18 protein-coding genes and 1 pseudogene are annotated in these 22,660 nt (G+C 60.0%); 5 read left to right on the top strand and 14 right to left on the bottom strand.

What is annotated here, in order from left to right; translation table 11 throughout:
* Positions 1 to 50 precede the first annotated feature (50 nt).
* From J1D76_RS20620 to J1D76_RS20600, 5 genes are all read right to left on the bottom strand, one after another.
* Positions 51 to 2,480: a TonB-dependent siderophore receptor gene (locus J1D76_RS20620; protein WP_421140199.1), complete on the bottom strand. Its 2,430-nt coding sequence runs from the start codon at positions 2,478 to 2,480 to the stop codon at positions 51 to 53.
* Between the two features lie 217 nt (positions 2,481 to 2,697).
* Positions 2,698 to 3,687, bottom strand: a complete 990-nt coding sequence (locus tag J1D76_RS20615) for a FecR family protein (protein WP_421140197.1) — start codon at positions 3,685 to 3,687, stop codon at positions 2,698 to 2,700.
* Complete coding sequence (locus tag J1D76_RS20610) at positions 3,684 to 4,268, bottom strand: RNA polymerase sigma factor (protein ID WP_421140196.1); 585 nt, start codon at positions 4,266 to 4,268, stop codon at positions 3,684 to 3,686. Before J1D76_RS20610 ends, J1D76_RS20615 begins: the two co-directional genes overlap by 4 nt.
* A gap of 183 nt (positions 4,269 to 4,451) precedes the next feature.
* The gene (locus tag J1D76_RS20605; protein WP_421140194.1) at positions 4,452 to 4,859 is read right to left on the bottom strand and encodes an HPF/RaiA family ribosome-associated protein; all 408 of its coding nucleotides are present in this window, start codon (positions 4,857 to 4,859) and stop codon (positions 4,452 to 4,454) included.
* Between the two features lie 213 nt (positions 4,860 to 5,072).
* The gene (locus J1D76_RS20600) at positions 5,073 to 6,020 is read right to left on the bottom strand and encodes a LysR substrate-binding domain-containing protein (RefSeq protein ID WP_421140193.1); all 948 of its coding nucleotides are present in this window, start codon (positions 6,018 to 6,020) and stop codon (positions 5,073 to 5,075) included.
* Between the two features lie 136 nt (positions 6,021 to 6,156).
* Between J1D76_RS20600 and J1D76_RS20595 the strand changes: the two genes are divergently transcribed.
* Positions 6,157 to 7,533, top strand: a complete 1,377-nt coding sequence (locus J1D76_RS20595; RefSeq protein WP_421140192.1) for an L-serine ammonia-lyase — start codon at positions 6,157 to 6,159, stop codon at positions 7,531 to 7,533.
* 309 nt (positions 7,534 to 7,842) lie between these two features.
* Positions 7,843 to 8,160 carry a DUF3509 domain-containing protein gene (locus J1D76_RS20590; protein WP_421140190.1) on the top strand — a complete coding sequence of 106 codons (318 nt, stop codon included), beginning with the start codon at positions 7,843 to 7,845 and terminating at the stop codon, positions 8,158 to 8,160.
* Here the strand turns inward: J1D76_RS20590 and J1D76_RS20585 are convergent.
* Positions 8,157 to 8,657 carry a phosphate-starvation-inducible protein PsiE gene (locus tag J1D76_RS20585; RefSeq protein WP_421140189.1) on the bottom strand — a complete coding sequence of 167 codons (501 nt, stop codon included), beginning with the start codon at positions 8,655 to 8,657 and terminating at the stop codon, positions 8,157 to 8,159. The genes J1D76_RS20590 and J1D76_RS20585 overlap by 4 nt on opposite strands.
* A 306-nt stretch (positions 8,658 to 8,963) precedes the next feature.
* Here J1D76_RS20585 and J1D76_RS20580 point away from each other — a divergent pair.
* A pseudogene (locus J1D76_RS20580) lies at positions 8,964 to 9,221 on the top strand (YebG family protein); the annotation flags it as partial.
* 165 nt (positions 9,222 to 9,386) lie between these two features.
* Here J1D76_RS20580 and J1D76_RS20575 read toward each other — a convergent pair.
* Complete coding sequence (locus tag J1D76_RS20575; RefSeq protein ID WP_421140188.1) at positions 9,387 to 10,406, bottom strand: Glu/Leu/Phe/Val dehydrogenase dimerization domain-containing protein; 1,020 nt, start codon at positions 10,404 to 10,406, stop codon at positions 9,387 to 9,389.
* 182 nt (positions 10,407 to 10,588) lie between these two features.
* Here J1D76_RS20575 and J1D76_RS20570 point away from each other — a divergent pair, with 182 nt between their 5' ends.
* Entirely contained in the window at positions 10,589 to 11,392 is an 804-nt protein-coding gene (locus J1D76_RS20570) for a SirB1 family protein (protein ID WP_421140187.1), read from the top strand.
* A 115-nt stretch (positions 11,393 to 11,507) separates the two neighbouring features.
* On the opposite strand, the gene maiA is transcribed toward J1D76_RS20570, so the two are convergent.
* From maiA to hmgA, 3 genes are read right to left on the bottom strand one after another with little or no spacing between them, the layout of a single operon-like run.
* Positions 11,508 to 12,143: a maleylacetoacetate isomerase gene (maiA, locus tag J1D76_RS20565; protein ID WP_421140186.1), complete on the bottom strand. Its 636-nt coding sequence runs from the start codon at positions 12,141 to 12,143 to the stop codon at positions 11,508 to 11,510.
* Positions 12,144 to 12,155: 12 nt separating this feature from the next.
* Complete coding sequence (gene fahA, locus J1D76_RS20560) at positions 12,156 to 13,460, bottom strand: fumarylacetoacetase (protein ID WP_421140185.1); 1,305 nt, start codon at positions 13,458 to 13,460, stop codon at positions 12,156 to 12,158.
* A gap of 3 nt (positions 13,461 to 13,463) precedes the next feature.
* Complete coding sequence (hmgA, locus tag J1D76_RS20555) at positions 13,464 to 14,768, bottom strand: homogentisate 1,2-dioxygenase (protein ID WP_421140183.1); 1,305 nt, start codon at positions 14,766 to 14,768, stop codon at positions 13,464 to 13,466.
* A gap of 165 nt (positions 14,769 to 14,933) precedes the next feature.
* Here hmgA and J1D76_RS20550 point away from each other — a divergent pair, with 165 nt between their 5' ends.
* Entirely contained in the window at positions 14,934 to 15,728 is a 795-nt protein-coding gene (locus tag J1D76_RS20550) for an IclR family transcriptional regulator (protein WP_421140182.1), read from the top strand.
* Between the two features lie 175 nt (positions 15,729 to 15,903).
* On the opposite strand, the gene J1D76_RS20545 is transcribed toward J1D76_RS20550, so the two are convergent.
* From J1D76_RS20545 to J1D76_RS20530, 4 genes are all read right to left on the bottom strand, one after another.
* A complete protein-coding gene (locus tag J1D76_RS20545) occupies positions 15,904 to 16,227 on the bottom strand; it encodes a hypothetical protein (protein ID WP_421140180.1) in 324 nt (107 codons plus the stop codon).
* Between the two features lie 152 nt (positions 16,228 to 16,379).
* Positions 16,380 to 18,935 carry a LuxR C-terminal-related transcriptional regulator gene (locus J1D76_RS20540; protein ID WP_421140179.1) on the bottom strand — a complete coding sequence of 852 codons (2,556 nt, stop codon included), beginning with the start codon at positions 18,933 to 18,935 and terminating at the stop codon, positions 16,380 to 16,382.
* A 141-nt stretch (positions 18,936 to 19,076) separates the two neighbouring features.
* A complete protein-coding gene (locus J1D76_RS20535; RefSeq protein WP_421140178.1) occupies positions 19,077 to 20,447 on the bottom strand; it encodes a DUF1329 domain-containing protein in 1,371 nt (456 codons plus the stop codon).
* A gap of 23 nt (positions 20,448 to 20,470) precedes the next feature.
* A complete protein-coding gene (locus tag J1D76_RS20530) occupies positions 20,471 to 22,261 on the bottom strand; it encodes a DUF1302 domain-containing protein (RefSeq protein ID WP_421140177.1) in 1,791 nt (596 codons plus the stop codon).
* Between the last annotated feature and the right edge of the window lie 399 nt (positions 22,262 to 22,660).

Below are 22,660 nucleotides of genomic sequence, written 5' to 3'. Positions count from 1 at the left end.
TTTCCTGTGGGAGTGAGCCTGCTCGCGATGAACGATGACGCTGTCTATCGTCAGAACTCCAAAGTGCTGGAAAGCAATACCTGCCGTGCATCACCCATCGACACAGCAAGCTGGCTAACCGCCGACGTGTAGTAGGTGCGATCAAACAGGTTCTTCACATTGAACTGGAACTTGACCTTCTGCCCGTCGAATTGGGTGTCATACGTGGCGAATACATCGGCCACGGTATAACTCGGCAGGTCAAAGTCATTCACGGCGTTACCCGCGCGCTCACCCACATAGCGAGCGCCGCCCCCGACGCGTAACTGATCGCCACCCACGATATTGCCGAAGTCGTAGACCGCTGACAGTGAGCCGCTGTTCCTGGCCACGTTTTGCAGTTGATTGCCTTCGTAGTCCGGGTCTTCGGTCACTTCGGCGTCGGTGTAGGCATAGCTGCCAATCATGCTCCAGCGGTCCGTCAGTTGGCCGCTCAGATCCACTTCCAGACCTCGGGAGCGCACTTCGCCAGCGGCACTGTAAACCGTCACCGGACCTTCGGCGTTCGACACTAAAACGTTGCGTTTCTTAATGTCGAACAGCGCAATGTTGCCGGTCACACGCCCCGGGATATCCAGCTTGGCGCCGACCTCCCAGGATTTGGCTTCTTCAGGTGCAATGCTGCCGTCGAGCACGGTGCTGCTGCCGCTCAATGGCGCGATGGTCGAGTTGGGTTTGAACGATTCGGTGTAGCTGCCGTAGAAAGAAAGTTCGTCGGTGTAGCGGTACACCAGGCCCGCACGCGGCACCCATTTCTGGCCGTTGTTGTCGGTGTTGGCCTTGAAGGGCACACCTTTGCCGGCGTACTGGTCGTATGTCTGGAAACGCCCACCGGTTACCAGAATCCATTGATCGGTGAGGTACATCGAGTCCTGAAGGAAGATCGAGTTGCTGCGCAATTCATCGGTTTGCGCACTGTCGGTCGCGCTGACGGTGCTGCCTGGCACTTCAAGGCCATAGATCGGGTCGACGTAGCTGAAGATCGAGCGGCTTTTCTGGCGGATCATGTCTTCGCGGAAGATCTTGCGGTACTCGTCATCGATGCCAAACACCACGTCGTGTTTCATTCCGGCGAGTTCGGTATTGCCTTCGAGGCTGACGGTGGTGAAGCGGTCGGTGCTGATAGCGTTTTGCGTGCCGTCCATGCTGCGGGTCAACGTGCCTTTATCGGTGTCGATGCCAGTAACGCGCACCTGGCTGGCGTCGTAGGTTTCACGGTTCCAGCTGTAGCCGAAGTGAGCGTTCCAGTTGTCGTTGAGTTCGTGATCGGCCTCGACGTGGTACAGGTCGGAGCGGCCTTCCATATTGTTGAACGGTTCGTCCAGGCGCACATTGCGCGAGATATCCAGCGGGTGCTTGGTGTTCGGATCGATGACCGTGCCACGGTCGAACGGCGTCAGGAACTCGCGATGTTCATAGGAGAACAACAGCGTGGTGCTTTCACCGACCCAGGACAGCGAAGGCGCAACCAGCGACTCGCGGTGGACACCGAAGTTACGCCAATAATCTTCGTCTTCGTAGTCCATCACCATGCGGTAGGCGAAGCTGGACGTTCCGAGGGCGCCGGTGCTGTCGAAGCTGCCACCGCTGCCATTTTTGCCATCGTCGTAAGTCGAACCACGCAGGGTCAGGGCGTTATGCTGTTCCAGTTGCGGCTTCTTGCTGACTAGGTTGATCACACCACCCGGGTCCTGGATGCCGTAAAGCAGCGAGGCCGGCCCCTTGAGCACCTCAACGTGATCGACACTCTCGTTCAGGCTGCGACCCTGCACGAGTGGCATGCCATCACGCATGATCGAGCCATTACGGTTGTCGCCAAAACCGCGGACCATCACAGAATCCTGGGTGCTTGCCAGTGTGTTGCCCTGAGTAATGCCACTGACGTTGGCCAACGCTTCATCGAGATTGCGCGGTACCTGATCGCGGATAACCTGGGCCGAGACGACGTTGACGGTCTGCGGGACTTCCTGAAGCAAAGCCTTGGAGCGCATGACCGAACTGGAAGGCGGCGGTTGATAGCTCAGGGAGTCATCCATTACCGACGAAATGGTGGTCGCACCCAGGTTCAATGCACCTTCGGTCGGCCGCGGTTCCAGGGCAATGGTATGGCCGTTGGTGCGGCGCAAGGTCAGTCCAGAACCGGTGAGCAAACGCTGCAAAGCCTGCTCGGCGCTCATCTGGCCATTGACTGCCGGGGCATTGAGGCCATACGGGGCTTCATCGGTGTAGACGACACTGATGCCGGTCACCCGGCTGAAATCACTCAGGGCCTGCGGTAGCGGTTTGGCGGCCAAGGAAAAACTGAACTGCTCACGTGGCTGGCTGGTGCCGGCTTCAGCAGCCAGCGCCACGCTCAACGGCAGCAAGGCGAATGCCGAAAAGCTCAACGCTGACATGCCCAACCATTGTTTGACCGAACCCGATTTTGCCCTGGACTTCATTGCTCATGACCTGTGTAGAACCGCAACGGATGCGAATGAATCGCAGTTTCAGTCACTACACGAATGGCGCTCGGGATTACCTCACAACAATCTGGAAAATATTTTTATTCAGGGTGATGGGGTGTTTGAACGGGCCCCATCGCTGGCAAGCCAGCTCCTACAATTTGCAATGCATTCCCCTGTAGGAGCTGGCTTGCCAGCGAAGAGGCCGCCCGCCTCAACGCAAAATAATCAGATGCCCCAACACCTGATGCTGCTCAAACCCCAACACACCCTGCAACGAACTCAACACCGCCTGTGGGTTCCGGCTCGGAAAGCTGCCACTGACCCGGCGCGTCGCCAGTTCATCGTTGAGCAGCACGATCCGTCCCGGGTAATAGCGACTGAGGTCATTTACGACGTCGGCCAGCGTCGCCTTGTAGTAATTGAGCCAACCCTGGCGCCAAGCCAGTTGCGCCTCGCTGTCCACTGCGTAGAGTTTTTCTGCCGAGCCTTCGCCGTAGGCCACTTGCTGGCCGGCTGTGAGGATCTGTTGTTCGGCGTCCTGCTGCGCCGTGACGCCGACTCGCCCAGACAGCACCGTGACCTGCACACCGCGAGGCTGCAGGCGAACCTCGAACTGTGTGCCCAAGACCCGCGCCTGGCCTTTTTGCGCGTCGACCACAAACGGTTCCCCCGTGTGCGTCACGCTGAAAAACCCGGCACCGCGGCGCAGTTGCACATGCCGCTCCCCGCGACTGAAATCCACGGTGATGGCGCTGTCGGCATCCAGTGTTACCTGCGATTGATCGGCCAGGGTCACGGTACGGATCTCCCCCGGCGCCGAGACGTAATCGGCACCCAGGTCGTCGATCCAGCGCATCGGCTGCCAGCCTGTGCCGAGGCTCACCATCAACAACAGGCAGGCTGCCATGGCCAAGCCACCCGACCAGCGTCCGAACCTGCTGCGCCGTGAACCTTTCATCGCATTCAAATAGTCCTGCAAGGCAAAGGCGTCTTCATCGGCGAGCGTGCGTGCCGGTCCTTCGCTCAGTTCCCAAAGCACTTGGGCCTGGGCGTATGCCTCGGCATGGGCGGCGTCGGCCTGCAGCCATTGGCTGAAGATCGCCTGGTCGCCGTTGCTGGGCTGGTCATGCAACAAACTCAGCCAGGCCAGCGCGGCCTGTTCCTGAGCGGGCGTCGCAATGACGCGTTCGACGTGATTCACGGTGCTTTCCCTGGCGATCGTGTGTCGGGCTGCCGAAGGCTGGCCTTGCAGGCTTCGAGGGCGCGCATCATATGTTTTTCCACGGCACTTTGGGACAGGCCCATGACCTTGGCGATCTCGGCGTATTTACGGCCATGGATGCGATTGAGCAAAAAAATCTGCCGCGTGCGTTCCGGTAACGCGCGCAACGCCGCTTCGACGTGACGCAAATCGTTGCCCGCCTCCAGCGCCGCTTGCGGTCCGCTGCCATGGCTGTCCGCAGGCTCGACCATCAAGCCTTCGCTGGCCCGCACGCGCGTGCCTTCACTGCGCAAATGATCGATGGCGATGTTGCCGGCGCAGCGCAGCAAGTAGGTGCTGAGTTCCTCGACCTGTACCAGCGGCCGCCGCCAGAAACGCAGAAACAAGTCTTGTATCAGGTCCGCCGCCGTCGCCTGACAACCGACGCGTCGACTCACCAGTGCTTCCATTTGAGAGCGCTGGGAAAGGAAAACCTGAAGAAAGTGCGCGCGGTCGCCGCGCAGTTCAGCGCGTTCGATCGGGTGGGGTTCCGGAGGAAGTGTTCGGGACTTGGCGTTCATGTTTCGACCTGGAAACCGGCTGAAGCCACATCAGCGTCAGGACCGGCATGCGCGCAATACTAATGATAAATATTCTCATACGCAAAAATGATCGAACGCACAGGCAGATTTCGTTCAGCAGAAACCAAAACGGGCCTGCAATGCAGGCCCGTTTTCGTGGGAAGGTAAAAAGTGAATCAGGTGTTAGCCGTTACGCGCTGCCTGTTCGTTTTCCAGAAACTCTTCTTCCAGCAGCTGGTCGGCATGGGCGCCAGTCTCGATGGGCACCACATTGGCTCGTTTGCCGCGTAATTTGCCGAACATATGCTCCAGCGCATGTTCAAGTTTGGTCGCCGCTCCGTCGATCGCCTGCTCCATGGTGGAGGCTTTATGGGTGACGGAAATCGGTTGATGGCCTTTTGGCCGCGCCTCCAGTTGGCAGCGCATATCGTGGGGACCGGGCTTGTCGCCGTTCTCGTCCCGCAGGTGAACCTCGACTCGGGTCAGGTCCTCTTCGTAGCGTTCGAGCGTGCTCTCAATGGTCGTACGTACCCACTCCTCCAGTCGTTTACTGCCTTGAATATGGTTATCGCTATTGACTTGGATTTGCATAGTTCATCCCTTATTTCAGCTAGCTCGCGAGAGGCCGGTCAGTGAGCCCTTGGGCGTCGTCACCGTGACCTCTTACTTACACAATCGGTCTGTACGCTGAACAATTCAACCCCTGAAAAAAGATAAATATTCATACGCAAAAAAAGTCGGACAACGAGCAAAAGCGCTGTTAAGGTCGGGAGTTGGGTCGCCCTGCTTCCCTGTCCGAATTCCTTACATCTGCCGCTCTCCCAAGGGGTGCAGATCGCGAAAAACCCCCGCCTCTTCCACCAGCCAGTCATGCACCGCCCGCACGCCCGGATGGCTCAGCGCACCCGGCGCATAAAGCAGCATGTAGCGCTTGTGGTTGGGTACCGCCAGGCCGAATGGCACGATCAGCGCCCCACGTTCCAGTTCGTCGTTGAGCAATGTTCGCCGGGCAATCGCCACGCCCATCCCGGCAATGGCCGCTTCGATGGTCAGGTGATTGCGATTGAAGGTATGCCCGCGTCGCACATCCGCACCTTCGAAGCCGATGGCGTGGAGGTAGAACTCCCATTCGGCATATTCATAACTGCCGCGCCAGGCGGTGATGTCATGCAACAAGGGAAAGTGCACCAGGTCTGCCGGACCATGCAGCGGCGGACGCCCGCGCAGCAAGCTCGGCGCGCACACAGGGAAAATCTGTTCGTCGAGCAAGGCTGTGGATAACAGGCCCGGATAGCTACCGTCGTTGAGGTCGATCGCCAGGTCGAAGTCACCTTCATGCAACGGCACGCTGCTGTCCTCGGCCACCAGCCGCAATTGGATGTCCGGAAAACGCTGCTGCAAACGCGGCAGGCGCGGGGTCAGCCATTTACTCAGGAAGGACGGAATCGACCGCACCCGCAGAATCCCGCTGATCATGCCAGCGTCCAGCCGCCGCAATTCCGCGTCGATGCTACCAAAGGCCTCGTTGACGGTCACCGCCAGGCGCTGGCCCTCGGCGCTCAGTTCCACACCGCGGGCGCGACGGTGAAACAAGCGAAACCCCAGGCGTTCTTCCAACTGGCGAATCTGCTGGCTGACTGCCCCCGGCGTGATGTGCAGTTCTTCGGCGCAACGGGTGAACGACAGGTGCCGGGCGGCACAGGCAAACACGTTCAGCCAGACGTAGGTCTGGGCGTGCAATTGACGACTCATCGTTTAGTCCTGCTAAAGGATGTCTTAGGAATTTTCGTTGGTCACGTAGGACCTTGCCGGGCAGTATCGCTGACATTGCGCTAGTCCTACAAAAATGGCGGCAATTTCCTCTTCCATTAGGTGTATAGGCTTTAGCATGGCTATCAGTGTTTTCGATCTCTTCAAAGTCGGCATCGGCCCGTCCAGCTCACATACCGTCGGTCCGATGCGTGCCGCCGCGACCTTCGCACAAGCGCTGTCCGATCGAGGTTTTCTGGCCAATGTGCGGCGTGTGCAAGTGCGCCTATACGGCTCGCTTTCCGCGACCGGTGTGGGTCATGCAACGGATCGAGCCTGCGTCATGGGCCTGATGGGCGAATGGCCGGACAGCATTGATCCGGACACCATCGACAGCCGCCTTCAGACCCTGCACGAAACGGGCAAGTTGTGTCTGGCAGGTGCAACGCAAATTGCCTTCGACTGGCAACGCGATCTGCTGCTACTCGACGAGAGCCTGCCCTACCACCCTAACGCCATGTCCCTTACCGCCTTTGGCGATACCGGCGAACTGTTCGAGCAAACCTATTACTCGGTGGGGGGCGGTTTCATCATCGAAGCGGCCGAAGCCGAGTCCGGGATCGCACTCACTGGCGACGTAGTGCTGCCTTACGATTTCTCCAGCGCCGCCGAATTGCTCAAGCTGTGTAACGAGCATGGGCTGCGAGTGAGCGAACTCATGATGGCCAACGAACGAGCCTGGCGCAGCGATGCCGAAATTCGCCAGGGCCTGCTGCATATCTGGTCGGTGATGCGCGAATGCGTCGAACAGGGTTTACGCCACGAAGGCATCCTGCCCGGTGGTCTGAATGTTCCACGTCGAGCGGCGAACCTGCATCGCAGCCTGCAGGAAATCGGCAAGCCGAATGTCATCACCTCCACATTATCGGCCATGGAGTGGGTCAATCTCTACGCCCTCGCGGTGAACGAGGAAAACGCCGCCGGCGGGCGCATGGTCACCGCGCCGACCAACGGCGCGGCGGGGATCATTCCCGCGGTGCTGCACTACTACATGAAATTCAATGCCGATGCGTCTGACGACGACGTAGTCGCGTTCTTCCTGGGCGCCGCCGCCGTCGGCATCCTGTGCAAGAAAAACGCTTCGATTTCCGGCGCCGAAGTCGGCTGCCAGGGTGAGGTCGGCTCCGCGTGTGCCATGGCCGCCGCCGGCTTGGCTGAAGTGCTGGGCGCAACGCCTGAGCAGTTGGAAAACGCCGCCGAAATCGGCCTGGAACACAACCTCGGCCTTACCTGCGACCCGGTGGGCGGACTGGTGCAGGTGCCGTGCATCGAGCGCAACGCCATCGCCGCGGTGAAAGCCATCAACGCCACGCAAATGGCCCTGCGCGGCAACGGCCAACACTTCATTTCCCTGGACCGGGTGATCCGCACCATGCGCGACACCGGCGCCGACATGCACGACAAATACAAGGAAACATCACGGGGCGGACTGGCAGTGAACTGGGTGGAATGCTGACCGTTTTGGTTGCACGCCCACCGCTATTGCCCCGAAACGTGCAGAAATCGCGGCCCTCCGTAGGAGCAAGCTTGCTCGCGAAAAACCCAAAGGCACCGTGGGTGTCAGGGTTTACACGTTATCGTTGACGACCATCGCGAGCAAGCTTGCTCCTACAGAGCGTGATTTTTGTCCGACAATTTTGTCGGCATGAGCCTTGCTACATCCTGTGTTGGAACAAGCTGACGAGATGGCCGATGGTCCGGCATGGCGAACCAACCTGATCACGGCCGGTCAACAACTGCACGTTCAATCAGGCGGTGACGCATCATGGACAACCCTTTCCAGCTCATTACCGATGCCTTTGCAGCGGATTACCAGATCAACCTGAGCATTCAGGGCCTGGACGGCAGCATCATGCTGACCCTCTCCAACAGCGGCCGCGTAGTGGCCAAGCGCATGATCAGCGCCGAACAACGCAACGATCTGCAGCGCCTCAAACGGCTGGTACAAAGCATTCAATTCGGCATTGCCATCGAACAGGGCCACAGCGCCGTGGCCATCCTCGAATCCATGACCAGCGGCAGCGGCCGGCCCTTGCCGCCATCCTCCGTCAAAGGGCAGCCGCGCCCCACGCTCGCGCTCTAGATTTCGCCCTTCTCGACCTCTGGATGTTCACTGGAGCCCGCACCGATCTTGCGTTGCGGGTTTTCGATCTTCACCGAGGGGAATTGCGACGACGCGTAACGCACCACCAAAATCGCAAACGCCAACAGCAGGATCCCGCCGCACAGGTAGATGATTCCCAGGTCGGGCGGGTTGTGGTGCGACACGTTGGAAATCAGCAGCCGCGTCAGCGCGGTGATCGCCACGTAGATCAGGAACCGCACCGGCATGTGATTGGTCTTGAAATAAATCCCGACCATCGCCCCCAGCTCCAAGTAGATGAACAGCAGCAGGATGTCATCGATCTTGATGTGCCCCTCCTCGATCATCCCGAGAAACTCCATCACCGCCGCCCAGGCGGTCACCGCACCAATGGCGAACAACGCCATGTAGTGAAAGGTCTCGACGAACAGATTGCCCAGCGACTCGGCCAGCTCATGCACGTTCTGCCGCAGTTTTTCGGCCCAGTTGATTTTCACGATGCTGCTTCCTTAGGTCGGCTCGACCGGATGATGCGGGTTGGACGTGACGGTTTTTCTGCATGCAGAAAAAAGGCCAGTGACTGTTGAGTGAGATGAAAGTGGTCTGCTGCTGGACACTTTTGTGGCGAATTGCCTGGCCACTTCGCGGGCAAGCCTGCTCCTACAGGGGACCGTGCAAATCCGCCTGCGCGGTCTACATTAAAAAGCCACTACCCAAAAGATCGGGTTTCGCTTATCCTTTTCGCTGTATATAGATACAGTAGTCGAAATCGACAACCAATGTGAAGGCATGTGAGGTGGTGAATGGCCGTCGAAGTGGTATACCGCAGCAGCCGAGATCTGGAGCGCTTGTTCATGGATAAAGCCGAAGCTGACCGTCATGACAAAATGCTCGAGCTGGCCGAATTGCTGGCTGACGTGTTGCAAAAAGCCGTTCCGTCGCTGACCGAGCAGCAAGTGGAAGAAGCCGGGATCTACATGGCGAAGAATCGCGATGTGTTCGCCAAGGCATTCAAGAGCCAACCGGACGCCCTGAACGAACTGCTCAGCGCATCGGTCGCCGTGGCAGAACCGGTCGACGAAGTCGACGTGGTTGAAGCCGCCGAGCTCGTAGCACCGGCCAAGCCTGCCAAGGCGCCCAAAGCCGCGAAGTAAGCAAAGCCCAACAATTGAATAGGCCCTGAGTCAAATGGCTCAGGGCCTTTTTCATGCGTAAACCCATCCGTTTCACCGGTACAGCACTTTCTCCGCCAACTCATCCGCTACCCGTGCAGGGGAGCGTTTTTCCGCCTGGGCGTGGGCGAATACTTCGGTCAGACGTGAGCTGATTTTCGACAGGTGAGCGGTGATGGTCGGCAATTCCTCGCCTCGGTGCTTGAGCGACACGTAGATCAGCCCGCCGGCGTTGATCACGTAGTCCGGCGCGTACAGGATGCCACGGCGCTCCAGTTGGTCAGCGACATCCAGGTGCGTCAGCTGATTGTTCGCCGAACCGGCCACCGCCGAACAGCGCAACTGCGTCACGGTATTGCTATTGAGCATACCGCCCAAGCCGCAGGGCGCGAGGATGTCGCACGGCGTGCTGAGCAGCGCGTCGTTGGCTATCGGGTGCGCGCCGAGTTGCTCCATGGCCAGTTGCACCTTGCCGTGATCGATGTCGCTGACCAGCAGTTCGGCACCGGCCGCGTGCAGCTGTTCGGCCAGTGCATAGCCGACATTGCCCAGACCCTGGATCGCCACGCGCAGGCCTTCGAGGTTGTCGCTGCCGAGCCGGGCCATGGCGGTGCTACGGATGCCGGTGAACACGCCCATCGCCGCGTGCGGCGCGGGGTCGCCCGCCGAGGTGGTGCTGGTGACATGCTGGGTTTGCTGGGCGATGCAGTCCATGTCCGCGACTGACGTGCCGCTGTCGATGGCCGTGATGTAACGGCCTTCGAGCTGATCGATGCAGCGCCCGAAGGCTTCGAACAATGCCGCGCGGTTTTCCACATGGGCCGGGCGCACGATGACCGCCACGCCGCCGCCCTGGGCCAGACCGGCCAACGCCGCCTTGTAGCTCATGCCCTGGGCCAGGCGCACCGCATCCTCGACCGCCGATTCGTCGTTGGGGTAGGCAAGGTAACGACAGCCCCCCAGGGCAGGCCCCAGTCGGCTGTTATGAATGGCAATGACCGCCTTCAACCCGGTGACCGGGTCAACGCTCAGATGCAGCGATTCAAGGCGAGTGCTTTGCATGAGAGCGAACATCGTAAGGCTCCCGAATCACTTCTTGTAGTCGCCAGTATAGGCTTGCGCTCAAAAATTGCAGAAGCGCAGCGGAATAAGCACGGCCCCGATGCAGGCTTTCGGAAATAACCTGTTTCGCCCGACGGTGGCACTGGACGAATGCCGGCGAGGGGGCTAAAACGAGGCATTGCCCGGAGATTTCGATGACCCCGCGCCAATCGTTTTTCGCCTGCCTGCAACGTTCACCGCCCGAATTGTTCGAGGCGGCGCTATGGATTGCCGCCGAACACGACAGCGAGGTGAAGCCGGTAGCCCTGCTGGCTGAGTTTCGAGCGTTGCAACAACGGGTCAGCGGCGGCTTGCCTATGTTGCCGGTCAGCGAATTGGCCCAGCCGCTGCTGCGGCGCATGAATGACCTGGGTTTTGCACAGGATGATTTCACGCCGTTACGCCCACAAGCGGCGTTGCTCAACAGGGTGATGGAGCGCCGACGCGGGCAACCCTTGGCACTGGGGTTGATAGCGCTGGAACTGGCCAGGGGGCTAGAGATTCCGCTGGTCGGGGTCAACTTTCCCGGGCATTTCCTGCTACGGGTGCCGGGCGCCGATCATTTGCTCGACCCCTGCGGTGGCCGTCGCCTGTACCCGAACGATTGCCGGGAATTGCTGCATCGCCAATACGGCCCGAACATGAAGCTCAGCGCCGAGCACCTGGCGACCGCCCAACCGGTTCAGATGCTGCAACGGCTATCGCGCAACCTGCGCCAGTTGCACTTGTCCCACGACGACTTCATCAATGCCTTGGTCGATGCCGGGCGCGTACTCGAACTGGGCGATGCAAACGCCGCCGACTACCTGGCCCGGGCCAGTCTGTACCAACGGCTGGAGTGCCCGAACGCCGAGCGCTTCGACCTCGAACACGCCCTGCTGCTCAGTGATGACCCGATCCAGCGGATTCGCCTGACCGAACGACTGGGGCATCTGCCGCCGAACGCCATCGTCCATTGATCACAAACCTTTGTAGGAGCAAGCTTGCTCGCGAAAGCGGTGTGTCAGCTCAATTTTTGTTGGCTGACATGGCCTTTTCGCGGGCAAGCCCGCTCCTACAGGGACAGATGACGCGTCAAGGGGTATCGGGCTGATTCGTCGGATGCGCCTTGATGAATGCCGGATGCGCCAACGCCAGCGCGGCCACGCGGCGAATTCGCGGACAAGCCTCGAGGGAAATGTTGAAGCGCTCGGCCGCATACAGCTGTGGGATCAGGTAGACATCCGCCAACCCCGGTTCGGGGCCGAAGCAGTAACCGTCATCGCCGATCAACTGCTCGACCGCAGCCAACCCCTGGCCGATCCAGTGGCCGATCCACTCCACCACCTGCGGTTCGTCATGACCCAACTGCCGCAGCCGATTGAGCACACTGACGTTGTGCAGCGGGTGCACATCGCAACCGATCAGCGCCGCCACGCCGCGCTCGTGAGCGCGAGCAGCGAGGTCTTTGGATAACAAGGGCACCTGTGGATAACGTTCCTCCAGGTATTCGATGATCGCCGGAGACTGGATCAGTAATTCACCCTCGTCGGTGCGCAGGGCCGGCACACGGCCCTGCGGGTTGATGCCCAGGTACGGCGGCTGTCGATGCTCGCCGCCCTGTGCTGCGATCAGGTTGACCGGCAGGGCTTGATAATCCATGCCCTTGAGCGCCAATGCGATCCGCACCCGGTACGACGATGTCGAACGGTAGTAGGTATAGAGTTCCATGCCCCGCTCCTGTTAGCGCGCCGGCAGCACTTTGCCGCGGCACTCGCCGAAACCGATGGACGCGAAACCCTCACGGCGGCAACGACCGCGCAGGATGATTTCGTCGCCGTCCTCGAGGAATTTACGCACCTCACCCGAGGCCAGTTCGATCGGCTTTTTCCCGCCGTCGGTCATTTCCAGCAGGCTGCCGAACTGACCGTTCTGCGGCCCCGACAAGGTGCCCGAACCGAACAGGTCGCCGGCCTGCAATTGGCAACCATTGACGCTGTGGTGAGCAACCATTTGCGCCACGGTCCAGTACATGTGTTGCGTGTTGCTCAAGGTCAGGCGATGCGCCGGCAGGTTCTGTTCGCGCATGGCTTCGGTGAGCAGCAGCACTTCCAGTTCGATGTCGAATGCGCCAGCGGCCTGGTCGCGCTTGTCGAGCAGGTACGGCAGCGGTTGTGGATCGCCCTGCGGACGCTCAGGCTGGGCGCGACGGAATGGCTCCAGCGCTTCGGCGGTGACCACCCACGGGGAGACGCTGGTGATAAAGCTTTTCGACAGGAAAGGCCCGAGCGGCTGGTACTCCCAGGCCTGGATGTCGCGGGCCGACCAGTCGTTGAGCAGGCAAAAACCGGCGATGTGATCGGCGGCGTCGCCAATGGCAATCGAGTCGCCCATGTCGTTGCCCTGGCCGATCCAGATGCCCAGTTCCAGTTCGTAGTCCAGGCGTGCGCACGGACCAAAGGTCGGCTCGGTCTGGCCGGCTGGCAAGGTCTGGCCTTTCGGACGACGGACGTCGGTGCCGGACGGGCGAACGGTCGACGCACGGCCGTGGTAACCGATTGGCACGTACTTGTAGTTCGGCAGTAACGGGTTGTCGGGGCGGAACAGTTTGCCAACGTTTTGCGCGTGCTCGATGCCGACGTAGAAGTCGGTGTAGTCGTTGATTTTCGCCGGCAGCTGCATCTGACAGTCCGCCGCCAGCGGCAGCAGTTTCGCGCCCTGGGCTTCGATCTTGCCGTGCAGGGTGCTGCCTTCGGCGAACAGTTCCAGCAAGCGCTCACGCAGCGCCACACGAGCCTCGCGGCCCAGTTCAAAGAACGCATTCAACTGGCCGCCACGGGTCGCTTCGACCGCAGTTTTCGCGGCGCCGTCGAACAACCCCGCATCCAGGGCCGCTTGCAGATCAAAGATATGTTCGCCGATGGCCACGCCGCTGCGCGGTGCAGAGCCGTTGATGCTGAACACACCCAGCGGCAGGTTTTGCAGGGGGAAATCCGCGTGATCATTGGCGGATGCAACCCAGCTGCGAGTGAGGGAAGTCTGCGTCATGGGTTATCTCCGGGTCGGGTCGAAAGTGGCGGGCAATGTGGCCCAGCAGGCATCGTAGGTGTTTTGCAGTTGTGGGCAATCGAGGGCGAAACGGCTTGGGCGCAGCACCTGGCTGGTCTCGAACATGAAGGCCATGGTGTTGTCGATTTTTGCCGGCGCCAGCTCGGCGTTGATCGCCTTGGTGCAGGTTTCGCCGTCCGGGCCGTGGGCGCTCATGCAGCTGTGCAGGGAAGCACCGCCGGGCACGAAACCTTCAGCCTTGGCATCGTAGGCGCCCTGGATCAGGCCCATGTATTCGTTCATCAGGTTGCGATGGAACCACGGCGGACGGAAGGTCTTCTCGGCCACCATCCAGCGCGGCGGGAAGATCACGAAGTCGAGGTTGGCCAGGCCATGGACGCTGGTCGGCGAGGTCAACACGGTGAAGATCGACGGATCGGGGTGATCGAAGCTGACCGTGCCGATGGTGTTGAACCGGCGCAAGTCATACTTGTACGGCACGTTATTGCCGTGCCAGGCGACCACGTTGAGCGGCGAGTGATCGAGCTCGCAAGCCCACAATTGGCCGAGGAACTTCTGCACCAGCGTGGTGGGTTGTTGCAGGTTTTCGTAGGCCGCCACCGGGGTCAGGAAGTCCCGCGCGTTGGCCAGGCCATTGCTGCCAATCGGTCCCAGGTCCGGCAGGCGCAGCGGCGCGCCGTGGTTTTCCGCGAGGTACCCACGAGCTTGCGGGTCGAGCAATTCGATGCGCAATTTCAGGCCGCGCGGCAGCACGGCAATTTCCAGCGGCGCAAGCTCCAGCACGCCCAACTCGGTAACGATGCGCAGGCGCCCCAGTTCCGGCACCAACAACCATTCACCGTCGGCATTGAAGAACACCCGCTCCATTGAGCGGTTGGCGCGGTAGGTGTAGATGCTGACCCCGGCCGGTTTTTCGGCGCCCGAGTTGGCCGCCATGCTCACCAGTCCGTCGATGAAATCGGTCGGCTCAGTGGGGATCTCCAGCGGGTTCCATCGCAGGCGATTGGGGGTCACCTCACCCAGTGAACCGCCGGCCAGTTGCCGATCGAGTTTGACGAACGCTGGATGATTGGCGGACGGCTGGATCCGGTACATCCAGGTCCGCCGAGCCTCGCTACGCGGCATGGTGAACGCCGTGCCGGAGAACAATTCGGTGTAGAGGCCATATGGGGCTTTTTGCGGAGAGTTCTGGCCCACGGGCAGTGCGCCGGGCAAGGCTTCGCTGTTGAATTCGTTGCCGAAGCCGGACAGGTAGGCCAGCGTTGGCATCGTTGAATCGGGGTTCATGGAGCCTCCTGAACAGGGAGTCGGCAGTGGCCGCTCGCTCTGTTGCAGAGGTCGAGGCACGCCAGGGTTGTTTTTATCGTAATTTGATTACGCATAACGTAATTTGATTGGTATTGACCGTCAAGCTATAAAGACGCCCATTCGTCCCGGGATAACAGCACCACCATGGAAAAGAACAGCGACAGCAACGGCAAACAGAAAGTCCGCTCGGCCGAGGTCGGTACCGACATCCTCAAGGCGTTGGCCGAGTTGTCGCCTTCCACGTCTCTGTCGCGATTGGCCGAACACGTGCAGATGCCGGCGAGCAAGGTCCATCGCTATCTGCAGGCGCTGATTGCCAGCGGCTTCGCCGAACAGAACCCCGCCACCAACCATTACGGCCTGGGCCGCGAAGCGTTGCGCGTCGGTTTGTCGGCTCTCAACAGTATGGACGTGCTGAAAGTCGCCGCCCTGCCGCTGGCCGAGTTGCGCGACGACTTGAACGAAACCTGCTTCCTGGCGGTGTGGGGCAATCAGGGCGCGACCGTGGTGCATATCGAACCGGCGGTGCGCGCGGTGACGGTGGTGACACAACTGGGCTCGGTGTTGCCATTGCTCAGCTCATCGACAGGGCTGGTTTTCGGCGCCTATTTGCCCCCGCGTGAAACCTTGGACTTGCGAGAGCAAGAGTTGCAAAACAGCACCGCTCACGCCCTGGCCAACGATGAGGCGTATGCAACGTTGTGCAAACAGATCCGCGAACGGGGCCTGCACCATGTGCATGGGTTGTTGATGCCCGGCGTGGATGCGCTGTCCGCCCCGGTATTCAACGCGATGGGTAATGTCGCGGCGGTGCTGACCATCGTGGGGCCGACCTCGTTGTTCCATGCCGATGAAAACGGCCCGGCCGCTACGCGACTGTTGGCGGCGACGCGGGCCGTTAGCTGGCGCATGGGGTATGAACCGACTGTAGCCTTGTGAATGCCAAGTTGTGAACTAACCGGCTACGTACGGCATGCGTATTTAATACGCAATCCAACAAGACAAATATCTGTAGCAGGCATATATCCGAGCAGGCCGATTGATTGAGTCATGCCTGAAAAATCACTCAAGATCAATATAACTACGCAGCACTTCCGGCTCACGCCAAATTTTTCTAGCGCCGAAACGACTCAACGACAACGCGACCCACATTATTGACATCAATCAGATCAATAACGACAAGTTGATAAGCACGATCCATCGTCCAGCGTTTTGAATAAACACCCGCAAACGCCTCTTCAAAATGCGGCACCTCGTTTATTTGCACTTTCTCCATGATCGCCCAGCTCAGACTTTCCGAGTAATCAATCACCTGCTTTCCCTGATCATTGACTACCCACGACGTGAGGTATGTGTCGTCCACGTCGATTGTAAAACCCATATTCCTGTAGACCTCGGCTAGCCTCTTGCTAACTTCCTTCAATAAATCATTTGTCATGACCGGCATCCTTTTCAATAAGTTAAGACTTGGCCCGTTTTATCAAAGACAACACACCGGACCGAAGAAAACTTATAAACACCCTTGCACTCCAAGTACACTCTAAACCTGTATGCATTCGTAAATCAGACATATCGTTACTCGATAAAAAACTAAGTAATCAAGCGAATCTGCTTGGCCTTGGCCACGGCCTGCGTTCGGCGTTCAACGCCTAACTTCCCATGGATCCGCCGTGCATGGGTTTTTACAGTGTGCAGCGAGATAAACAACAAATCGGCGATCTGTTGGTTGGAGTGGCCTTGGGCCACGAGCGTCAACACTTCTATCTCACGTTGGCTCAGGCAGTTCTCAGCACCGGACGTCGCCTGCGGAGCATGATCCGATCCGCCTTCCCCCATGGCCCCCAGCAATCGTGGCTGGCGCATACGTACCTCGTGCAGGATCTGTTGCAGGTTGCAGCGCTCGACCATCGCCAACCCCGTTAGCAGTGACTGTCTGGAAAGAGACGAGTCGCCCATCAGCCAGGCGACCTCGGCGAGCACCAGATGCAACTGTGCTTGCAAGCCGGACATCCCCTGCTGCGAGGCCCACTGCAATTGGCTTTCGAGCCGCTCCAGCGGAGATTTCGCCCGGCCCAGTTGCACCTCGGCCAGTACCAGCAAACAGTCCAGGCCCGGGATCAATTCCAGTGTTGCCGGCGGCGCCTGCCTTGCATGTGGCCCGTGGTAGTGGCGCAGAACGCGGTGCAACGCGTCATGGGCCAACTTCGTACGCCCTTGTTGCAGCCAGAAGCGACAGCTGTAGTGCAGTAAAACGCCGCGATACACGGTGTCCGGAATCCGCCGCTGCTGCATCAATCGCTCGGCGTCGCGCAACTGGACGAAGGCCTGGGCGTAATCCGAACGATTAGCCGCCAACTGCGCCAGACCGAGAAAGCCATACAACGCCCGCTTATCGTGGCTGCGCAGGCACAGGCGCAAACCGTCCTCAAAGCGTACTTGCGCCTCGGCGTCACGACCCTGACTCAGGCTTGCCCGCCCAAGCTGCAAGGCGATGCGTCCCAATAGGGGTTCCGGAAGCGGTTGCAGCCCGGCCAGTTGTTCGTACATGCCGGCGAGCAGCTTTTCAGCCCTGCCCGCAGCACCTCGCTGCTCAAGCAATTGCCCATGATCGAGCTCCATCAGGCCCTCTAACACCAGCGAGCCCTGCGCCCTGGCCAGGCACAGCGCCTCTCGGTTGAGCGTCTGTGCAACATCAAGTTCACCCCGCAACAACGCCTGCTGGGCCAACCCTGACAAGCACATCAAGCGAGCGGTCCAGAGGTCGGGACCGAGCTCGCCCAAGGCATCGATAAAGTGCTGACGGGCGCTGTCCATGCGCCCCTGCAAATGCAATAGCCATCCCTGCTGCGCCTGCCAGCGTGCGATCAGTTGCCGTTGCTGGTGCGCCGTGGGCTGGGGCATGAAGCGCGACATTTGCCCGATGCATTGAGCCGCATCGTCGAAGCGCCCTGCAAACAGCAAGGCGGCGCAGATCAGACCCACCAATTGTGGCGAGCTGAACATCAGTTCCTCGTCGTGCTCCTCGTGCAGGCGCAGTAAAAGCACCACCGTTTGCTCTTCGAACAAATGCTCAAAGCTGAAGTGCTGCAACAGGCTGAACGCGGCTTCGAACTCTTTAGCCAGCAATGCCTGTTCGAAAGCCGCCTTCCAATCCATTTCGACGGTAAACCACTGGCACGCGTGACGGTGCCAGGAACGCCCCGTCGGCCACGGCTCTTCGCGCATAAGTTGCGAGAGGGGAATTGCCACCTGCAGCCATTGCGTCGAACCCTGCCAAGGCTCAATGAAACAGCCTAGCGCCTGTAACGCCTTCAGACGTTCGCTGCCTTCCCCGGCACCGAACAGATGGTCACACAATCGGTCGTTAAAGCGAGGCAGTTGCGCCAGCACCCGCCAGGCTTCGGCAAGCTCCGGAGGCAGGCCGGCAAACAATTCGTGCTCGAGGTAATCGCGCAGGGTATCCGCTCGCCCGAGCACAGGGTCGTTGCGTGCCCAATCACATTTTTCCAGCAACGCCATTCGTACACCGGCGCACCAGCCCCCGCTGCGCTCGATGATTCTGCTGGCAATGTGGCGCGCTTGCTCAGGCGCCAGGTCATGCAGCAGTTGTGCGACTTCGGCCTGATGGAACGCCAGCGAATCCGGCTCGCAGTCATGCAACTCGCCATCAAGCAATAGTCGTGGCCAATTACAGGGCGGTCGACGACGCGTACTCAGCCACCAGGTCATCATCGGACTGTTAATGGCCAATAGTCGGTCCAGCAACAGGTCCATTTCCGGGTTCGGGGTGCGGCAATAATCATCAAGGAACAACCAGGTGGGCGTTTGCAGGCAGGCCAGATACGCCAACAACGTGGACTCGTCCGACGCTGTCAACCCTAGCGTTTGCGCCAGGCGTTGCCGGAACTCGGTAACACCCAACACTTGGCCCGCCAACGGCAACCAGCAGAGCCGACAAGGCTGCGGCGCACGCAACAGGCACTCGATGAGCAATGCGCTCTTGCCGCTGCCGGCTGGCGCGCACAGCAATTTGACCCGAGCCGGCGAGGTCAGCAAGGGATCACTCAAGCGTTCACGGGATTGATGATGGGGCGACAATCGGGGCAGGAAGCCAGGGCTGTCCGGACAGTGCGTCATTGCAGTCATGGTGATGCGCCTTTTTTATAATGCTGGCGCCACCGTAGACCCCACTCGAGCGCTTCTTGAAGAAGTATTCAACACACTGATCGACCCTTATAAAACAGGTGACCGCAAAGTCACCTTTTTGTGTAGGTGCCTGTAGGAAACCTACCGGACCCCCGTACTCCGTAAGGCTGCCGGCGTGTAGTCCGCTGCCTTTGCCTCGACGTTGAACTCGAAGCTGCGCTTCTCTTCGTTCTTCATCCCAAGGGCGATGTAGCGGCCGGCAATCACGTCATACAGCGCTTCAACGGTGTAGGCCGGCACCTGGTGATCGTAGTAGAACTGGGCATGCCCTTCGGCGACGCGCCAGAGCTGACCGCGACCGTCGTAGTGGTCGGCCAGCGCCACTTGCCAGGTGTCTTCGTCGATGTACATGTGACGCTTGGCGTAGACGTGTCGCTCATTCGGCTTGACCGTGGCGACCACTTCCCAGACCCGGTGCAACTCATAGCGGGTCAAGTCCTGATTGATGTGCCCGGCCTTGATCACATCGGTGTACTTGAGGGTGGGCGAATCGAGTTTGTAGCTGTTATAGGGAATGTACATCTCCTTCTTGCCGACCAGTTTCCAGTCGTAGCGATCCGGCGCGCCGGAAAACATGTCGAAGTTGTCGGTGGTGCGCAGGCCGTCGGACGAGGTGCCGACACCGTCATAGGCCACCTGCGGCGCACGTCGCACGCGACGCTGGCCAGCGTTGTAGATCCAGGCCTTGCGCGGCTCCTTGACCTGGTCGAGGGTCTCGTGAACCAGCAATACACTGCCGGCCAGACGCGCCGGGGCGGTCACCTCCTGCTTGAAGTAGTTGAGGACATTATCGTCGCTGCCCGGTTTCAAATCGCTGAGCAACGACGGCACGGCGACTTCGTCCTTGAAGCGGATCACCGTGAAATCGCCATTGGACTGGGGAGTGGCCTGGGTAATAGTGCGGCGCAGATTGCCGCCGTGATAGCGGGTGATGTGGTTCCAGATCACCTCCACGCCATTCTTCGGAATGGGGAAGGCGTAGTAGCGATTACCCGTGAAGTTGGCCAGCCCGTTGCCGTCGTTGACCGGGGTGACGTTCAGCGCGCTGCGCTTGGCCGACTGATAGATTTCATCCGGTAGCGCCACGGTGCGGTGGGTTGGATAAACCGGAATTTTGTAAGTCTTGGGGTAGCGTTTGAACATCGCGACCTGGCCGTCGGAGAGTTTGTCCTTGTACTGGTCGACGTTCGACGCGGTGATCACGAACAACGGCTTTTCGTTGGCGAACGGGTCGGCGAGGAAACCTTTGCTGTCCACCGCCCCGGCGCTTTTCGCCAGGCCACCGGTCCAGGCTGGAATCGAGCCATCGGCATTACCGGCCTTTTCGGCCCCGAGCGGGGTCAGGCGGGTGCCGAGCTGGTTGGCCACTTCCGGCGACACCGCGGCCATCACGTTGGCGGCCAGCAGACTCAAGGCCAGAACGGTACCGAATTGCAGAATCGTCTTGCGCATGGAAATCATCCTTTTCAGCCAGGTCAGAAGTTGACGCCGAAGCTCAGCGCCAGAAAGTCACGGTCGGTGAGGACGTTGTAGTCGCCGCCAAAAAAGTCGGTGTAGCTGAGGCTCGCGGTGTAGGTGTTGCGATAGTCCGCATCGACCCCGAGGCTGATGGCCTTGGCGCCTTCGTTGAACAGGCCGTTGGGGCCGTAGCCGGAGACATCGTGAGACCACGAGAGGTTGGGCCTGACGTTGATCCCGGCGATCAGGTTGTTGTAGTCGAGGATCGCCCGGCCGCGATACCCCCATGACGTCGAGGTCACGAAGCCGCCGGTATCGCCGTTGAAGCCATACTGGCCATACAACGAGTCGCGGCCATAACGCAGCTTGGTACGCGACTCCAACCCACCGACCCGAACCACCGCCGCTTCACCGACCAGGGTCAGGCGATCCGCACCGGCGACCTGGTCGATGAAGTGCGTCAGGGTGCTCTGGACTTGGGTCATTTCCTTGCGGCGATAACCTTTGTTGTCGGCCCCGGGTGTCGTGGCGATCGGCGACGCCGCACCGCCGGCAATCGGATTGAGCATGGCCAGGGTCAGGTCGTTGCTGTTGACCTGCACCGGGGCGTTGGGGCGGTAGCTGATTTCCCCGCTCCACGCCGTGCCGGTGGATAACGTGGTGGAGAAACTCGCGCCGTAAAGACGGATGTCCTCCGGGTATTCGAGGTAATACTGGCCGCGGCCGAGCATCACGCTTTGGGCGAGGCCCGAACCGCTGCCGGGGGCAATGCGGTTGGCGGCCGCGATGATCCCTGGAAGGCTGGCGAGCGTACCGAGCCCGGCGGTGGTGGTGCCGACATTCGGCGTGCGGCTGTGGTAATTCATGAAGTACAGGCCGTACTCGGTGTCATCCCCGAGCCAGCGCAATGCCGTTCCCCACTGCCCGGAATCCCGGGCATCGCGGTCGCCACCACGGGGGACGATCACGCCCTCCTTGCTCACCTCGAAGCCTTGGCCAAAGGCCGCCGCAATCGGCTGCAACGGTGCAATCGCCGGGCTGGCGACGGTGTAGCCAGTGGTGCAACCGTCCGCCACCACATCGACACCAAAGAAGGTGCCGCAGTTATCGACGACCGTCTGATCCCATTCCAGTTGATAAAAACCTTCCACGGTCAGCTTGTCCGTCAGCCCTTGTGAAGCGAACAGCATGTTCACCGGGATCAGGCCCTCCTTGATCTCGGCACCCGGGCGGCGGAACGCGGAGACGTCGACCGGGTTGATGCTGTTGATCGAGTTGCCGATGAAGGTGCTTTCACCCCAGCTGACCACCTGTTTGCCTGCACGCACGGTGCCGGGCTGATCGACGAGGGAGTAGTTGTGATAGACGAAGGCATCGAGGATTTGCCCGCCTGAAGACTTGGCGCCTTCCTTGCGATTGTGATCGCTGATGTCCTTGAAAGGGCGGCTTTCATCCTTGAGTTCGAAGTCGTACCAGTACTTGCCCCGCACGAACATGCCGGTGTCGCCGTACTTCAGTTCCAGGTCGTGGATGCCCTTGAAGATCTTCGAGAAGGTTTCGCCTTTGCCGAAATTCAATCGTCCGTCGTCCCCGGTCGAAGCCTGACCGGAACCGCCGTTGACCGTGCCCACCAGGGCGTTGTCCGCATCACGCATGCCCCAGCTCGCGCCGACCGACAACGAGGAGTCGAACGTCCCCTCGATTTCCCCGATGTTGAATGAAAGGGCCTGCGCGTGGGTGCAGCAGCCGAGTGCGACCGCCGCCAGCGCCGGCGGTGTGAAGATGGCGCGCAGTGTTGTTTTTGTCATGCGTCTTCCCCGGTGAGTGACAGAAGGCGTCACCCTACTGCCGGGTATCGGGGGCCGATAAGCGCACCAAAGGGGTATTCGTTGTGTACCTCCAAAGAATGACTGGCACGGCGTCATCATCCAGGAGACACACAGGCAAATACCGACTGTTGCCCGCGCTGCAACAGTGCATGTCCGGAATTGGTATTTTTCCTACAACACCAAGAGCATATTCTTGCCTGGCTGCTACGCTAAACATCGCAGCAAGGCAAAAAGTAGCGGCCCGTGCCGTGACTGAAAGATTTCAGGTGAATTGAACCATTCGATTGACCGCCCCGTGTTCACTGACGTTGATTTGTAGCTCCTTGATCCAACGTCTTACTTGGCCGCTGCGTTTGCAGCGGCCTTTTTTATGGGCGG

This window comes from Pseudomonas sp. NFX15, assembly GCF_049132105.1.
Classification (GTDB): Bacteria; Pseudomonadota; Gammaproteobacteria; order Pseudomonadales; family Pseudomonadaceae; genus Aquipseudomonas.
The sequence above is the reverse complement of the archived record's forward strand: the minus strand, read 5'-3'. Positions and strand labels throughout refer to the sequence as shown.

Coding starts and splice junctions, on each gene's coding strand:
- J1D76_RS20620 (WP_421140199.1), bottom strand. CDS start 2,480: ATGAAGTCCAGGGCAAAATCGGGTTCGGTCAAACAATGGTTGGGCATG.
- J1D76_RS20610 (WP_421140196.1), bottom strand. CDS start 4,268: ATGAACGCCAAGTCCCGAACACTTCCTCCGGAACCCCACCCGATCGAA.
- J1D76_RS20605 (WP_421140194.1), bottom strand. CDS start 4,859: ATGCAAATCCAAGTCAATAGCGATAACCATATTCAAGGCAGTAAACGA.
- J1D76_RS20600 (WP_421140193.1), bottom strand. CDS start 6,020: ATGAGTCGTCAATTGCACGCCCAGACCTACGTCTGGCTGAACGTGTTT.
- J1D76_RS20595 (WP_421140192.1), top strand. CDS start 6,157: ATGGCTATCAGTGTTTTCGATCTCTTCAAAGTCGGCATCGGCCCGTCC.
- J1D76_RS20590 (WP_421140190.1), top strand. CDS start 7,843: ATGGACAACCCTTTCCAGCTCATTACCGATGCCTTTGCAGCGGATTAC.
- J1D76_RS20575 (WP_421140188.1), bottom strand. CDS start 10,406: ATGTTCGCTCTCATGCAAAGCACTCGCCTTGAATCGCTGCATCTGAGC.
- J1D76_RS20570 (WP_421140187.1), top strand. CDS start 10,589: ATGACCCCGCGCCAATCGTTTTTCGCCTGCCTGCAACGTTCACCGCCC.
- maiA (WP_421140186.1), bottom strand. CDS start 12,143: ATGGAACTCTATACCTACTACCGTTCGACATCGTCGTACCGGGTGCGG.
- fahA (WP_421140185.1), bottom strand. CDS start 13,460: ATGACGCAGACTTCCCTCACTCGCAGCTGGGTTGCATCCGCCAATGAT.
- hmgA (WP_421140183.1), bottom strand. CDS start 14,768: ATGAACCCCGATTCAACGATGCCAACGCTGGCCTACCTGTCCGGCTTC.
- J1D76_RS20550 (WP_421140182.1), top strand. CDS start 14,934: ATGGAAAAGAACAGCGACAGCAACGGCAAACAGAAAGTCCGCTCGGCC.
- J1D76_RS20545 (WP_421140180.1), bottom strand. CDS start 16,227: ATGACAAATGATTTATTGAAGGAAGTTAGCAAGAGGCTAGCCGAGGTC.
- J1D76_RS20540 (WP_421140179.1), bottom strand. CDS start 18,935: ATGACTGCAATGACGCACTGTCCGGACAGCCCTGGCTTCCTGCCCCGA.
- J1D76_RS20535 (WP_421140178.1), bottom strand. CDS start 20,447: ATGCGCAAGACGATTCTGCAATTCGGTACCGTTCTGGCCTTGAGTCTG.
- J1D76_RS20530 (WP_421140177.1), bottom strand. CDS start 22,261: ATGACAAAAACAACACTGCGCGCCATCTTCACACCGCCGGCGCTGGCG.